We start from the raw sequence: 12,959 nt of genomic DNA, 5'->3' as shown, positions 1-12,959 counted from the left end.
GAAAATGTCGATAAAAAAGAACGGTGTTGACCAGCAGCTGATCCGCGACCTTGCGGGCATTCTGAACGACACCAATCTGACCGAGATCGAGGTGGAGCTCGGCGACCTCAAGGTGCGCGTGTCGCGCCAGTCGCAGGCCGTCCACGCGGTTGCGGCGCCGCTGCCGGCGCTCGCGGCGGCTCCGGCAGCCGCAGCGGCTCAGCCCGCCGCGGCAGCGCCTGCCGATCCGTCGAAGAACGCCGTGCCCTCGCCGATGGTCGGCACGGCCTATCTGGCGCCCTCGCCCGACGCCAAGCCGTTCGTCGAGATCGGCCAGAAGGTGAAGGAAGGCCAGACCCTGCTCATCATCGAAGCGATGAAGACGATGAACCAGATCCCCTCGCCGCGTGCCGGCACGGTGACGGCGATCCTCATCGAGGACGCCCAGCCGGTCGAATACGGGATGCCTCTGGTGGTCCTCGAGTGAGGAACAGCCAAGAGATGTTCCAAAAAATCCTCATCGCCAATCGCGGCGAAATCGCGCTTCGGGTGCTGCGCGCCTGCAAGGAGCTCGGCATTCAGACGGTGGTCGTGCACTCGACCGCGGATTCCGATGCCATGCATGTGCGGCTCGCCGACGAGAGCGTCTGCATCGGCCCGCCGCCGTCGCGCGAAAGCTATCTCAACATCCACCAGATCGTCGCCGCTTGCGAGATAACCGGCGCCGACGCGGTGCATCCGGGCTACGGCTTCCTGTCGGAGAACGCCAAGTTCGCCGACATCCTCGCTGCCCACAACATCACCTTCATCGGCCCGTCGGGCGATCATATCCGCATCATGGGCGATAAAATCGAGGCCAAGCGCACGGCAAAGCGTCTCGGCATCCCGGTCGTGCCCGGATCCGACGGCGCGATCAGCGAAGACAAGGAAGCCAAGCGCGTCGCCGCCGAGATCGGCTATCCGGTGATCATCAAGGCCTCCGCCGGCGGCGGCGGCCGCGGCATGAAGGTGGCGCATACCGAAGCGGACCTCGAAGTCGCGCTGCAGACGGCAAAGTCGGAAGCAGGCGCGGCTTTTGGCGACGACGCCGTCTACATCGAGAAATATCTGCAGAAGCCGCGGCATATCGAGGTGCAGGTGTTCGGCGACGGGGCCGGCCGCGGCGTGCATTTCGGTGAGCGCGACTGCTCGTTGCAGCGGCGCCACCAGAAGGTCTGGGAGGAAGCCAATTCACCGGCGCTCAATGCGGAGGAACGCTCGCGCATCGGCGATATCTGCGCCAAGGCTATTGCCGATCTCGGCTATTCCGGCGCCGGCACGATCGAGTTCCTCTACGAGAATGGCGAATTCTATTTCATCGAGATGAACACGCGCCTGCAGGTCGAGCATCCGGTGACCGAGGCGATCACCGGCATTGACCTAGTGCATGAGCAGATCCGCGTCGCTTCCGGCGGCGGGCTGTCGGTCAGGCAGGAAGACATCAAGTTCAACGGCCACGCCATCGAGTGCCGCATCAATGCCGAGGACCCGCGCACCTTCACGCCCTCGCCAGGCACGATCACGCATTTCCACACGCCCGGCGGCCTCGGAATCCGCGTCGATTCCGGCGTCTATTCCGGCTATAAGATCCCGCCCTATTACGACAGCCTGATCGGCAAGCTGATCGTGCACGGCCGCAACCGCGTCGAATGCATGATGCGGCTGCGCCGCGCGCTCGACGAATTCGTCGTCGACGGAATCAAGACAACGCTGCCGCTTTTCCGCGACCTTGTCGGCAACCCGGATATCGCCAATGGCGACTACGACATCCACTGGCTGGAAAAATACCTGGCCAAGGGTGAATAGCACGGGGATGCGATGACCCGCCCCTACGCACCAGGCTATCGGATTCCGACCGACCTGCTGCTCCGGGCTTATGCCTCCGGCGTCTTCCCTATGGCCGAGAGCGCCAACGACCCGGAAGTGTTCTGGGTGCGGCCAGAAACGCGCGGCATCATTCCGCTGGACGGGTTCCATACACCGCGCAGCCTGAAGAAGACGATCCGCAAGCATCCGTTCGAGATCCGCTACGATTTCGATTTCGAGGCGACGATCGACGGCTGCGCCGAAAAGCGCGAGGAGCGCCGCTCGACCTGGATCAACGCGCCAATCCGCGAAGCCTATGTCGAACTCTATCGCCTGGGCCACTGCCATTCGGTCGAGGCTTGGCGCGAGGACCGGCTGGTCGGCGGCCTCTACGGCGTTTCGCTCGGTCGCGTGTTCTTCGGCGAAAGCATGTTCGCCAGGGAGACCGACGCGTCGAAGACCTGTCTCTACTATCTGGTCGAACGGCTGAAGGCGCGCGGTTTCGCGCTGCTCGACACGCAGTTCACCACCGAGCATTTGAAGCGCTTCGGCGCCGTCGACGTGCCACGCGGCCAGTATGAGAAAATGCTCGCCGTGGCGCTGAAGGGCGAAGCCGTCTTTTATCCTTGAGGAGAGGATCAGTCCTGTGCCGCCTCGATCGGCGTCTGCGCATGGAACATCATCTTCCAACCGTCGGCGCGATGAACATAACCGGTGCTGACGAGCGCCGCATAGGGCTCGCCATTTTCTCGCGTGGCCCTGGCCTCGTAAGTGAGCATAACGATATCGCTGCCGGGCTCGACCATGCCTTTCAACCTGATATCGAGGTCGCGCCATCTGTTAGGCTTGGTGACGGTTTTGGCGAGATCGGCGTTTGTCATCGCCAGCGCCATCTGCGGGAATGCGACCAGGCACTCCACGTCGGCATTGGCTTCATAGTAGGCGGAATCGCCTGACCAAAAGCCCCTCTCTATATCGAGAAGTTCCTGCTTGTTGGCGGTGATCGGCTTCTTGGTGGTCATCGCGGAATTCTCCTCGCCTGTCGCCGATTGGGAACGGCTCAAGGGCAGGCAAGTTCCGAGATCAGTTCGTGTCGGTAGTGTCGTCCGGGTTCGGCACCGCGTCAGCGGGCTCGGGAGTGGCGTCGGCCGGCTGCGCCGCAGCCTTGGGTTTGGCGGCCTGGGTCTTCGGCTTGGCCGTGTCGGCCTTGGCCGCGGTCGGCGGCGGCACGTCCGACTTCTGCTTGCAGCCCTTGAGCCAGACGTCATAGACGGCGTGCTCGACGGCGTTGAGGCCGGGGCTCTCGGCAAACATCCAGCCGGTGAAGATGCGACGGATCTTGCGGTCGAGCGTGATCTCGTCGACCTCGACGAAGGAATCGGTCTTCGGCTGCTCCGTGTCCGGCCGCGAGTAGCAGACGCGAGGCGTCACCTGCAAAGCGCCGAACTGCACGGTCTCGTCGATATAGACGTCGAAGGTGATGATGCGGCCGGTGATCTTGTCGATGCCGGCGAACTCGGCCACCGGATTGGTGATGCGGTCGGAGGCGGCAGGCGCAGCGGCCGGCGCCTGCGCGGCAGCGAAGGCTGCCGTGGAGGCGACCAGAAGAGACGCTGCCGCGATCAGCGCCTTTGACGTTTGGCCTGGAATCCTGGGTCGCAATTCCGGAGGGAAAACCGCTGCGCACTTTTCCTGGAATTGCTTAGAAGAGCTCATGCAAAATACCGGTGGTTGCGCCCGGGTGATTCTCTCAACGCCCAAGGCTAGTCATGGCTGCGCAGTCAGCAAGCAGCTAAATGCCAATTGTGGCGATAAAGGACCGAACCGGCGTCGTGGACGCGGATTACGATCCGGGCGTCCAAGCGTCGTAGTCGCCGGTCACCTGCGGACGATGCTGATTGGTCAGGATCGAACCCTTCGGCCGGTAGGCAAACGGCGTTCCGGTCGGATTCGCCTGATGCGGCTTCTGCCATTCGCGCGGCTTGTAGTTTTCGCTGGTAGGAGCGGTGTCGACTCGGTGATGGATCCAGCCATGCCAACCGGGCGGGATCTTCGAGGCTTCCGAATAGTCGCGATAGATCACCCAACGGCGGGTGCGACCTTCCGAGTCGACCCCGCCCTCGTAATAGACGTTGCCCGCCTCGTCCTCGCCGACCTTCTTGCCGAAGCGCCAAGTGTGGAAGCGGGTGCCGAGCGTCTGGCTGTTCCACCAGGTGAAAAACTGCAGCAGGAAAGTTTTCATCCAGATCCTCCCGGCGGCAGCGGCTCCTGCCTTTCCCCTGCTTATGGCGTCACACCACCGCGAAGGCAAGGGTTTTGCCGCACCCGGAACATAATGCTTCGTGCGTTAAATCGATGCAGCCGTTCCGCTCGCGGCAGCCCGGCTTGCCAAGCCTTGCCTGTCTTTCTAAAGCTCGATCCGCCCCGTTTCGGTGGCGCCTTGAGGGAGGTGACGATTGAGCCGGGATCCGACCGCCGACAGCCGGATCAGCGCCGAAGACATTCGCCGCCGCAAGGGCGGTGTGCCGATCGTCTGCCTCACCGCCTATACCCATCCGATCGCCCGCCTGCTGGACCCACATGTCGACCTGCTCCTCGTCGGCGACAGTGTCGCCATGGTCCTGCATGGCCACGCCACCACGCTCGGCGCCTCGCTGGAGATGATGATCGCGCACGGCAGGGCCGTCATGCGCGGCTCGGCCAAGGCCTGCGTGGTGGTCGACATGCCGGCCGGCAGCTATGAGGCCTCGCCGGCGCAGGCCGTGGCGGCGGCGGAGCGCATCATCGAAGAGACGGGCTGCCAGGCCGTGAAGCTCGAAGGCGGCGTCGACATGGCCTCCCGGATCGCGGCGATCGTTGCCGAAGGAATACCGGTCATGGGCCATATCGGCCTGCAGCCGCAATCGGTGGAGAAGGACGGCGGCTACAAGATCAAGGGCCGAACGCAGGACAACATCGCTGCCCTGCTCAGCGATGCCGAAGCGGTGGAAGAAGCCGGCGCCTTTTCGGTCGTCATCGAGGGCACGATGGAGGCCGTGGCCGCGAAGCTCACCCGTCACGTCTCCATACCGACCATCGGTATCGGCGCCAGCGGCGACTGCGATGGCCAGATCCTGGTGATCGACGACATGGTCGGAATGACAGTCGACCGGGTGCCGAAATTCGTCAAGGAATACGCCGACTTGCGCGGTGTGATAGCGGATGCGGCGGCGCGCTACGCCGCCGAGGTGCGCAGCCGCGCCTTCCCCGGCCCCGACCACGTCTTCACGACAGCCTCCGCCAAGGACAAGACATGAGCGCGCCAATCGTCGTCGACAGCGTCACAGCCCTTCGGGCGCAGGTCCGCGACTGGCGGCAGGCCGGCCTGAAGGTCGCCATGGTGCCGACGATGGGCGCGCTGCATGACGGCCACATCTCGCTGGTCCGGATCGCGCTCGAACGGGCCGAGCGCTGCGTCGTGTCGATCTTCGTCAATCCGACGCAATTCGCGCCGACCGAGGATCTCGACAAATATCCGCGCCAGCTGGCGCGCGACCTCGATCGGTTGCGGGATGCGGGAGCCCATCTCGCCTTCACGCCAGGCGTGAGCGAAATGTACCCTGCAGGCTTCGCCACAAATATCTCGGTAGGAGGCCCCTCCCGCGGCCTGGAAACCGACTTCAGGCCGAGCTTCTTCGACGGTGTCGCGACCGTGGTGGCCAAGCTCTTCCTGCAGGCGGCGCCCGATTGCGCCGTGTTCGGGGAGAAAGACTACCAGCAGCTCTGCGTTGTCGGGCAGCTCTGCCGCGATCTCGACCTGCAGGTCGAGATCATCGGCGCGCCGACGGTGCGCGACCCCCATGGCCTCGCCATGTCATCGCGCAATGCCTATCTCGGCGCGACCGAGCTCGAAGTCGCGCGCAAGTTCAACGTGGTCCTGCGCCGCACGGCGGCGGCACTTTCAACCGGGGCGGATGAAGCCGGCGCCACCGAAGATGCCGCAAAGGCGCTTGTCTCAGCCGGCTTCCAAAAAATCGACTATGTCGCTGCCCGCGCGAGCGTCACGCTCGGCCCCTGGCAGCGGGGCCATGACGGCCGCCTGCTCGCGGCGGCCTGGCTCGGCACGACGCGGCTGATCGACAATGTGGAGATTCCCTCCACCTGATCGGACATCGTTCGATCGGGCTCGCCGCCTACTCTTCCGACGGCATACGCAGATACATCGACTGGATGCCGACGCGGCCCGGCCCGGTGAAGCGACGCCGGCGATGCGCAGCCTTGACCACGCGGGTCGGCGCGATCAAATCAAAACCGCGCGATAAATGGGGCTCGCCGCCGATCTAGCGGAGCCGCTTCTCCGTGATGAGGGCGGGCAATCCCGAATTGCCGCCGCAATCGGCGGTCCTGCCGGCCGGACGGAAGCCGTTCGCTTCGTAGAAGGCGATCGCCACGGCATTTGCTTCCTCGACTTCGAGGCGCAGCGTATCCATCTCCGGAAAACTGGCTTCGACTTCATCGAGCAGCGATTGGCCGACCCCCTGCCGCTGGCAGGTCGGATGCACATAGAGCTGGTTCAAAAGGACGATCTTCGGGTCGGTGGTGGCGGCGGCAAACGCCATGCCGCCGAGCCGCTTGCCATCGTCAGCCACCAGGAACTCGGAATTCGGGCGCGTCAGCCGCGCCTTGAGCGAGGCGATCGAATGCCAGTCATCCGTGATTTCAGCTACCCGCTTGGCGCCATAGAGGGCGTCATAAGTCGCGTGCCAGGTCTCGACCAGCAACGCACGGACAGCTGCGAGATCACGTTCGCTCGCCGTGCGCACGAACATCCCTAGCCCTCGATGCCGAGCTTGGCCTTGACGAGATCGTTGACCGCCTGAGGGTTGGCCTTGCCACCGGTCGCCTTCATCACCTGGCCGACGAACCAGCCGGCCATGGTCGGCTTGGCGCGCGCCTGCTCGGCCTTGTCCGGGTTGGCGGCGATGACCTCGTCGACCGCCTTCTCGATGGCGCCGGCGTCGGTGACCTGCTTCATGCCGCGGCTCTCGACGAGCTGGCGCGGATCGCCGCCCTCGTTCCAGACGATCTCGAACAAATCCTTGGCGATCTTGCCGGAGATCGTACCTTCCTTGATCAGGTCGAGAACAGCGCCGAGTTGCTCCGGCGAAACCGGAGCATTTTCAATATCCTTGCCGGCCTTGTTCAGCTGGCCCAGGAGATCGTTGATGACCCAGTTGGCGGCGAGCTTGCCGTCGCGGCCTGCCGCCACCTTCTCGAAATAGTCGGCGATTGGCTTTTCCGAAACCAGCACCGAGGCGTCATAGGCCGAAAGGCCGAGCACATCGACCAGCCGCGCCTTCTTGTCGTCGGGCAGTTCCGGCAGGTCCTTGGCGAGCGCGTCGACATAGGCCTGGTCGAACTCCAGCGGCAGAAGGTCGGGATCCGGGAAATAGCGATAATCATGCGCTTCTTCCTTGGAGCGCATCGAACGCGTCTCGCCCTTGGCCGGATCGAACAGGCGGGTCTCCTGATCGATCTTGCCGCCGTCTTCCAGAATGGCGATCTGCCGGCGCGCCTCGTATTCGATGGCCTGGCCGATGAAGCGGATCGAGTTCATGTTCTTGATCTCGCAGCGCGTGCCAAACGCGCCGCCCGGACGGCGGACCGAGACGTTGACGTCGGCGCGCAGCGAGCCTTCGTCCATGTTGCCGTCGCAGGTGCCGAGATAGCGCATGATCGAGCGCAGCTTGGTGACATAGGCCTTGGCTTCGTCGGCCGAGCGGATATCGGGCTTGGAGACGATCTCCATCAGCGCGACGCCGGAGCGGTTGAGATCGACATAGGACATGGTCGGGTGCTGGTCGTGCATGGACTTGCCGGCATCCTGTTCCAGATGCAGGCGCTCGATGCCGACCTCGATATCCTCGAACTCGCCCTGGCGGTCGGGCCCGACGGAGACGATCACCTTGCCCTCGCCGACGATCGGCTGCTTGTACTGCGAGATCTGGTAGCCCTGCGGCAGGTCGGGGTAGAAATAGTTCTTCCGATCGAAGACCGACTTGTGGTTGATCGCGGCCTTCAGACCGAGCCCGGTGCGGATCGCCTGCTTGACGCATTCCTCGTTGATGACCGGCAGCATGCCCGGCATCGCCGCGTCGACAAGGCTGACATTGGCATTGGGCGCCGCGCCGAACGAGGTCGAGGCGCCGGAAAAGAGCTTTGCCTCCGAGATCACTTGCGCATGCACCTCCAGCCCGATGATGATCTCCCAGTCGCCGGTGGCGCCGGGGATCAGACGTTTTGCGTCGGGAGTGCGGGTGTCGATGATGCTCATGGAGGCCTGCAGATTGGAAGCGTGATTTTCACGTCAAAAGTGAAAGTCACTCGCTAGTCCAAACCGCTCTCCGAGACAAGCGCAAAGCCCGCACGCTGGCCTTTTCCGCCGCCTTCGCCTATAGGACACCCATTCCAATGGAGAGTGGATGTCCACTTACGCTCAGTCCCGGTGAAGCCCTGACCTCGTAGCCGAGGCAGGGCAGAAAAACCTGAAAACCCCGCGCCGCGATGTCTCGCGGCGGCGGCTTTTGTTGTTTTTCCCGGGACTTTATCCAATGGACATTTCGCGCAACGAACAGCGCATCCTGCACCTGCTCGCGCAGGGCGGGCGTATCGAAATCGAAAAGAACGAGAGCAAAAAGATCGCCTCGGTCCAGTGCCTGACCCGCGACGGCTGGCGCTATCCGGGCTTCGACCTGGACCTCTTTCGGAAGCTGAGGCGCAAGAAAGCGGTTTCCTCGACGGATGGCGGCCCTTACCGGATCACCCGGCGCGGGCTCGAGCTCGTCCGCGCCGAACTCGACAACCGGTAGAACGCATCACGTCGCCGGCTGGAAACAGCCGGCGGTTTCCTCGCCCCCGTCAAGCGGTGGCGATGTAGGCCCTGATCTCCTCGGCCTCGCGCTCGACATCCTCGATGCGGCGCTTGACCACGTCGCCGATGGAGACGATGCCGTCAAGCAGCCCGTTTTTCTCCACCGGCAGATGGCGGAAGCGGCCTCTCGTCATGATCTCCATGACCTCGTTGACGGTGTGGTTTTCGTTGCAGATCTTGACCTTCGGAGTCATTGCCGACCGCACGGCGATGTCGAGCGCGGCGGCGCCCTCTTTGGCCATGACCCGAACGATATCGCGCTCCGAGAGGATGCCGACGATCTTTCGGTCGCCATTGGTGATGACGAGCGCGCCGATCCTGTGCTCGGCCAGCATGCGGATGGCCTCGCTGAGTTTCTCATTGGGCCCGAGCGTGAACACGTCATGGCCCTTGCTTTCAAGAATTGCCTTAACCGTCATGGCGTCCTCCACTGCCTTTGGCACCGGCTCCCGCCCCGACCGGCTTTTCAGCCCCGGCGCCCTCTGGAAGACACCGGGTGCTTACAGTCTTGATGCATGTCCTTTTCCCAAAACCGCTACGCGCTTTTGGGCGACATGCATGGCAACATCGTGCGCCGTGATTGGTTGCATTTCAAGTGCGCCTAAGGACTAGATCAGGATGGCGTCTCATTGAATCGCCATCCTGATCTATCTCTTTATTGGAGCATGATCTTCGCCGAAAACCGGCTCCCACTTTTCGGGATCTGCTCTAGGCGGCAGCCGGCGGGCGGTCGAACAAGCGCAGTCCGAAAAAGCCGGCGACGAAGCCGCCGATATGCGCTTCCCAGGCGATCTGGCCTTCTATTCCCGGCGCGAAGCCCAGCAGGCCCGTGGCGAGATTTATGACCATCCAAACGCCCAGAAAGGTCATGACGCCGCGCGAGCGCAACACCGCCGTGATCGACAGAGGCTCGCCGGCGAAGGCCGCTCTGCCGGACGAACGGTCGATGCGGAAGCCATAGCGCGCCGCCGCGCCCATCATGCCGGAGATCGCGCCCGACGCCCCGACCAGCGGCACCTCACCGAGCGGATGCAGCGCCCAGAAGAGCGCCACCGAAGCGAGGCTCGTTACCGCGAAGAACACGGCGAAGCGCAGCGTGCCAAATCGATTGGCCAAAGGCGAACCAAAAGCGGCAAGCCAGATCATGTTGATCAACAGGTGCGCCACGCCGCCATGCAGGAAAGCATAGGTGAAGGGGCTGGAAAAAGCATATAAATCAAGGCTATATCGGCCGGAATAGCGAATGGGAACGAAGGCCGCTCGGACGAGCAGGGCAAAATCCTGATCGTCGGTCAGCAAATAGACGCGCATCAGGTGGACAGCCACACAGATGCCGATCACCGCCAGGACAGCGGGCGGCAGGTTGAAGATGGGTTCACGGCGCGGCGGCTTGGAAGTTTCCTCCGGCAGCGGTTCGTTTTCAGTGGGGCTTACGGGTTCGCTCATGCACCCTTGCAGGTCGGGGACTCGGGGTTTTCGACGAGCATGTAGATCACGCCCTTTCGAATCACAAACGGCTATTCGCCACAGCGAGCGCGCACGAAAAGAGCGAATCAGAACAGGTACGAATCAAAAAGAAGGCCGTTCAGGAGTTTCCTGAACGGCCGGTCGAGTCCCCCGCTCCCCGTAAAGTCGTGACTGAAGTGCTGCCGATCGCTGCGAGAACGACCGTTTGGAGTGGTTTTGGTGTGCCACAGGCTTCGGTGGCTCGCAATGTAAACCACTTGTTAACCTTAACGACCCCGAGGCGTGAACAAACGTTAACGATACTGGCACGCATCCTGCTCCGCACCGCATGAAGGTCATCGGAGGGCGCCCTGTCTGTTCGCCGATGGGACATCAAAGACAGATTGCGCGGAGCGGAATGGACATGAAAGAAAAAGGATCGATCGCGCTGTTCCAATATTGGAATCAGCTGCGTGATGGCCGCCTCGCCCCGAAGCGATCGGAGGTGGAGCCGGCCGACATCAAGTCGCTTCTGGCCGACACCTTCATCCTCGAGCGCGACACGCGCGGCGAAGCGGTGTTCCGGCTCGCCGGCACAAGGCTCTGCGCCTATTACGGCCGGGAGCTCAAAGGCTTCTCCTTCCCGTCGCTCTGGCGAGAGAAGGACCAGCGGCTGATGTCGCGGCTGATGCAAGGCGTTTTCGATCAGAAGTCGGTCCTGCTGATGACCTATGAGGGGTTCAGCCGCAACGGCCGCTCCAACAAGTTCGAGCTCCTGTCGCTGCCGCTGGACGGGGGTGCGGAGAACCGGCGCTGCCTCGGCATCATCAGCACCGCCGACAAGCCCTTCTGGCTAGGCGCCGATCCGATCGCCGACGCGCTCATCGATACGATCCGCGTGATAGATCCCGACAAGGAGCCGATGTTCCTGAAGAACCGTCCGGCGATCGACGTCCCCTCGCTCGTTCCGACCGAATTCGATCCTCCGGAGACCATTTCCGCGCTCGGCCGCGTGCGCCGCATCCGCCATCTCGTCGTCCTTGACGGCGGGCGTCACGAGTGAGTCCGGCCGCGCGGAATTTGTCCTTCCCTCACGGTTAATTTTTCCGCGTCCCGCGGACCTTCAGACCCAGGCTTTTGCGGCTGATTTTTCCCGTTTGTTAACCCGCTTTGCTGTAGTTTTTCGGGCGAAATTCCTCGCATCGTCGCGCGGAATGCCAACGGGGTGTAGGCAGTCATGAGGTCAGCGGCGGTAGAATATGCGCCGTCACGAGCTGAGCGGCGCAATTTCCAGCGTGTCCGCGTCAAGATCTATGGACGCTTCATGCTGGAAGACCGCACCGAACATCCGTGCCAGGTGATCGATATGTCGCCGGGCAACGTTGCGTTGCGCACGGACCGCATCGGCAAGCCGGGCGAGAAGGTCATCGCCTATATCGACCATATCGGTCGTGTCGAAGGCATCGTGACGCGCACATCGCCGGACGGTTTCGCCATGACCGTCATCGCCTCCGACCGCAAGAAGGACAAGCTTGCCGCGCAGCTCACCTGGCTTGCCAACAAGCATGAGCTCGACCTGCCCGAGGATCGCCGCCACGAGCGCGTCGCGCCGCGCAATCCGATGAGCGTCCTGCAGCTTACCGACGGGCGCCAGTATCAGTGCCGCATCATCGACCTGTCGCTCTCGGGCGCGGCGGTCGAGATCGACGTCAAGCCGGCCATCGGCGTCCAGGTCATGCTGGGCACGATGCGCGGCCAGGTGGTGCGCCATTTCGAGGACGGCGTCGCCATCGAGTTCGCAGTCATCCAGCGGCCGGAAACGCTCGACCAGGAATTCAACGCGCCACGGTCCTGACGCAAGCCCACAGCAAGCCAAAACCGGCCCTCGGCGGCCGGTTTTTTGTTGCCCGGTGTTACCTGAAATAGGCCACCCGGCACCTACCAAGTCTTCACAAACCTGAACAATCCAGGACCGCGATAGTTCAAATTTTATGTTTATTCTACTGGCGTTTTACTCAATGTCTACTTCGGGTTTTTGCGTCAAATAAATCCCAACGTGGCACAGTCTCCTCAAACGGGGAGACTACAAGAATGATAATGACGAGGGGCAAGCTGTTGCTCTTGGCAATGGCGATGCAGCTTTCCGCGTGGGGCACGGCAAGCGCGGGACCGGCTTTTATGCATACGGGTGGACGCACCACCCAGCCGGTCGGCCACTATGATTTCTGCCAGCGCATTCCGGTCGAATGCAACCAGCGGACGCCGAAAGGTCCGCCGGTCGAGCTGACGCGCAAGCTGTGGTCGACGATCGTCAACGTCAACAATTCGGTCAACACCCGCGTCAAGCCGCGCACCGATATGGAAATCTACGGCGTCGAGGAATATTGGGCCTATCCCGACAACGGCTATGGCGACTGCGAGGACTACGCGCTGGAGAAGCGCCGCGAGCTGATGGCCGTCGGCGTGCCGGCCGGCGATCTGTTGATGACGGTGGTGCGCCAGCCGAACGGCGACGGTCATGCCGTGCTGACGGTGCGCACCAGCCTCGGCGAATTCATCCTCGACAATCTCCAGCCGAAAGTGCTCGCCTGGACCGACACGGTCTACACCTATCTCAAGCGCCAATCGACGGAGAACTCGGGCGTTTGGGTGACGATCAACGACGGCCGCGAGGACGCGGTCGCCAGCGTCCGCTAAGGCGCCAAAGCGATCGGGTATGTCGCGGTGACGCGCGGCGGCGTGCCCAGAGAGAAAGCCCGGTCGAGTCCCCACCCAACCC

16 protein-coding genes are annotated in these 12,959 nt (G+C 62.9%); 9 read left to right on the top strand and 7 right to left on the bottom strand.

Annotated elements, in window-relative coordinates:
• Window positions 1-4 precede the first annotated feature (4 nt).
• From accB to aat, 3 genes are read left to right on the top strand one after another with little or no spacing between them, the layout of a single operon-like run.
• The gene (accB, locus tag FJW06_RS25340) at window positions 5-466 is read left to right on the top strand and encodes an acetyl-CoA carboxylase biotin carboxyl carrier protein (protein WP_140755704.1); all 462 of its coding nucleotides are present in this window, start codon (window positions 5-7) and stop codon (window positions 464-466) included.
• A gap of 14 nt (window positions 467-480) precedes the next feature.
• Window positions 481-1,824, top strand: a complete 1,344-nt coding sequence (accC, locus tag FJW06_RS25335) for an acetyl-CoA carboxylase biotin carboxylase subunit (protein ID WP_140755702.1) — start codon at window positions 481-483, stop codon at window positions 1,822-1,824.
• A gap of 12 nt (window positions 1,825-1,836) precedes the next feature.
• Window positions 1,837-2,454: a leucyl/phenylalanyl-tRNA--protein transferase gene (aat, locus tag FJW06_RS25330; RefSeq protein WP_140755700.1), complete on the top strand. Its 618-nt coding sequence runs from the start codon at window positions 1,837-1,839 to the stop codon at window positions 2,452-2,454.
• 8 nt (window positions 2,455-2,462) lie between these two features.
• Here aat and FJW06_RS25325 read toward each other — a convergent pair whose 3' ends face one another.
• The 3 genes from FJW06_RS25325 to FJW06_RS25315 all read right to left on the bottom strand — a co-directional run bounded on the left by FJW06_RS25325 (window position 2,463) and on the right by FJW06_RS25315 (window position 4,066).
• The gene (locus tag FJW06_RS25325; protein ID WP_140755698.1) at window positions 2,463-2,846 is read right to left on the bottom strand and encodes a hypothetical protein; all 384 of its coding nucleotides are present in this window, start codon (window positions 2,844-2,846) and stop codon (window positions 2,463-2,465) included.
• A 61-nt stretch (window positions 2,847-2,907) separates the two neighbouring features.
• Complete coding sequence (locus tag FJW06_RS25320) at window positions 2,908-3,540, bottom strand: DUF2155 domain-containing protein (protein WP_246674832.1); 633 nt, start codon at window positions 3,538-3,540, stop codon at window positions 2,908-2,910.
• A 127-nt stretch (window positions 3,541-3,667) separates the two neighbouring features.
• Complete coding sequence (locus FJW06_RS25315; protein WP_140755696.1) at window positions 3,668-4,066, bottom strand: NADH:ubiquinone oxidoreductase subunit NDUFA12; 399 nt, start codon at window positions 4,064-4,066, stop codon at window positions 3,668-3,670.
• 214 nt (window positions 4,067-4,280) lie between these two features.
• Here FJW06_RS25315 and panB point away from each other — a divergent pair, with 214 nt between their 5' ends.
• Window positions 4,281-5,120, top strand: a complete 840-nt coding sequence (panB, locus tag FJW06_RS25310) for a 3-methyl-2-oxobutanoate hydroxymethyltransferase (protein WP_140755694.1) — start codon at window positions 4,281-4,283, stop codon at window positions 5,118-5,120.
• Window positions 5,117-5,968 (top strand): pantoate--beta-alanine ligase, encoded by an 852-nt coding sequence (panC, locus tag FJW06_RS25305; RefSeq protein ID WP_140755692.1) that lies wholly within the window; start codon window positions 5,117-5,119, stop codon window positions 5,966-5,968. The genes panB and panC overlap by 4 nt, the downstream gene beginning before the upstream one ends.
• 175 nt (window positions 5,969-6,143) lie before the next feature.
• Here panC and FJW06_RS25300 read toward each other — a convergent pair whose 3' ends face one another.
• Together FJW06_RS25300 and gatB are read right to left on the bottom strand one after the other, a co-directional pair.
• Entirely contained in the window at window positions 6,144-6,632 is a 489-nt protein-coding gene (locus FJW06_RS25300) for a GNAT family N-acetyltransferase (RefSeq protein ID WP_140755690.1), read from the bottom strand.
• A gap of 2 nt (window positions 6,633-6,634) precedes the next feature.
• Window positions 6,635-8,137: an Asp-tRNA(Asn)/Glu-tRNA(Gln) amidotransferase subunit GatB gene (gene gatB, locus FJW06_RS25295; RefSeq protein WP_140755688.1), complete on the bottom strand. Its 1,503-nt coding sequence runs from the start codon at window positions 8,135-8,137 to the stop codon at window positions 6,635-6,637.
• Window positions 8,138-8,414: 277 nt separating this feature from the next.
• On the opposite strand from gatB, the gene FJW06_RS25290 reads away from it, so the two are divergent.
• On the top strand, window positions 8,415-8,672 hold the full coding sequence (locus FJW06_RS25290; RefSeq protein ID WP_140755686.1) for a YjhX family toxin: 258 nt from the start codon (window positions 8,415-8,417) through the stop codon (window positions 8,670-8,672).
• A 49-nt stretch (window positions 8,673-8,721) separates the two neighbouring features.
• Here FJW06_RS25290 and FJW06_RS25285 read toward each other — a convergent pair whose 3' ends face one another.
• Both FJW06_RS25285 and FJW06_RS25280 read right to left on the bottom strand, forming a co-directional pair.
• Window positions 8,722-9,153 (bottom strand): CBS domain-containing protein, encoded by a 432-nt coding sequence (locus tag FJW06_RS25285; protein ID WP_140755684.1) that lies wholly within the window; start codon window positions 9,151-9,153, stop codon window positions 8,722-8,724.
• Between the two features lie 289 nt (window positions 9,154-9,442).
• Window positions 9,443-10,180, bottom strand: a complete 738-nt coding sequence (locus FJW06_RS25280) for a rhomboid family intramembrane serine protease (protein WP_140755682.1) — start codon at window positions 10,178-10,180, stop codon at window positions 9,443-9,445.
• A gap of 424 nt (window positions 10,181-10,604) precedes the next feature.
• Here FJW06_RS25280 and FJW06_RS25275 point away from each other — a divergent pair, with 424 nt between their 5' ends.
• The 3 genes from FJW06_RS25275 to FJW06_RS25265 all read left to right on the top strand — a co-directional run bounded on the left by FJW06_RS25275 (window position 10,605) and on the right by FJW06_RS25265 (window position 12,877).
• Window positions 10,605-11,243 carry a PAS domain-containing protein gene (locus tag FJW06_RS25275; RefSeq protein ID WP_140755680.1) on the top strand — a complete coding sequence of 213 codons (639 nt, stop codon included), beginning with the start codon at window positions 10,605-10,607 and terminating at the stop codon, window positions 11,241-11,243.
• 174 nt (window positions 11,244-11,417) lie between these two features.
• Window positions 11,418-12,035, top strand: coding sequence for a PilZ domain-containing protein (locus FJW06_RS25270; protein ID WP_140755678.1), 618 nt, complete (start codon window positions 11,418-11,420; stop codon window positions 12,033-12,035).
• A 236-nt stretch (window positions 12,036-12,271) separates the two neighbouring features.
• Window positions 12,272-12,877 carry a transglutaminase-like cysteine peptidase gene (locus FJW06_RS25265; protein WP_140755676.1) on the top strand — a complete coding sequence of 202 codons (606 nt, stop codon included), beginning with the start codon at window positions 12,272-12,274 and terminating at the stop codon, window positions 12,875-12,877.
• Window positions 12,878-12,959 lie beyond the last annotated feature (82 nt).

Origin of the sequence: Mesorhizobium sp. B4-1-3 (assembly GCF_006439355.1) — a bacterium.
GTDB lineage: Bacteria > Pseudomonadota > Alphaproteobacteria > Rhizobiales > Rhizobiaceae > Mesorhizobium.
This window is presented reverse-complemented; position numbering and strand designations above follow the sequence as displayed.

What these genes read in the sequence shown, in the direction of transcription:
- accB (WP_140755704.1), top strand. Translation starts at nt 5, where the DNA reads ATGTCGATAAAAAAGAACGGTGTTGACCAGCAGCTGATCCGCGACCTT.
- accC (WP_140755702.1), top strand. Translation starts at nt 481, where the DNA reads ATGTTCCAAAAAATCCTCATCGCCAATCGCGGCGAAATCGCGCTTCGG.
- aat (WP_140755700.1), top strand. Translation starts at nt 1,837, where the DNA reads ATGACCCGCCCCTACGCACCAGGCTATCGGATTCCGACCGACCTGCTG.
- FJW06_RS25325 (WP_140755698.1), bottom strand. Translation starts at nt 2,846, where the DNA reads ATGACCACCAAGAAGCCGATCACCGCCAACAAGCAGGAACTTCTCGAT.
- FJW06_RS25320 (WP_246674832.1), bottom strand. Translation starts at nt 3,540, where the DNA reads ATGAGCTCTTCTAAGCAATTCCAGGAAAAGTGCGCAGCGGTTTTCCCT.
- FJW06_RS25315 (WP_140755696.1), bottom strand. Translation starts at nt 4,066, where the DNA reads ATGAAAACTTTCCTGCTGCAGTTTTTCACCTGGTGGAACAGCCAGACG.
- panC (WP_140755692.1), top strand. Translation starts at nt 5,117, where the DNA reads ATGAGCGCGCCAATCGTCGTCGACAGCGTCACAGCCCTTCGGGCGCAG.
- FJW06_RS25300 (WP_140755690.1), bottom strand. Translation starts at nt 6,632, where the DNA reads ATGTTCGTGCGCACGGCGAGCGAACGTGATCTCGCAGCTGTCCGTGCG.
- gatB (WP_140755688.1), bottom strand. Translation starts at nt 8,137, where the DNA reads ATGAGCATCATCGACACCCGCACTCCCGACGCAAAACGTCTGATCCCC.
- FJW06_RS25290 (WP_140755686.1), top strand. Translation starts at nt 8,415, where the DNA reads ATGGACATTTCGCGCAACGAACAGCGCATCCTGCACCTGCTCGCGCAG.
- FJW06_RS25285 (WP_140755684.1), bottom strand. Translation starts at nt 9,153, where the DNA reads ATGACGGTTAAGGCAATTCTTGAAAGCAAGGGCCATGACGTGTTCACG.
- FJW06_RS25280 (WP_140755682.1), bottom strand. Translation starts at nt 10,180, where the DNA reads ATGAGCGAACCCGTAAGCCCCACTGAAAACGAACCGCTGCCGGAGGAA.
- FJW06_RS25275 (WP_140755680.1), top strand. Translation starts at nt 10,605, where the DNA reads ATGAAAGAAAAAGGATCGATCGCGCTGTTCCAATATTGGAATCAGCTG.
- FJW06_RS25270 (WP_140755678.1), top strand. Translation starts at nt 11,418, where the DNA reads ATGAGGTCAGCGGCGGTAGAATATGCGCCGTCACGAGCTGAGCGGCGC.
- FJW06_RS25265 (WP_140755676.1), top strand. Translation starts at nt 12,272, where the DNA reads ATGATAATGACGAGGGGCAAGCTGTTGCTCTTGGCAATGGCGATGCAG.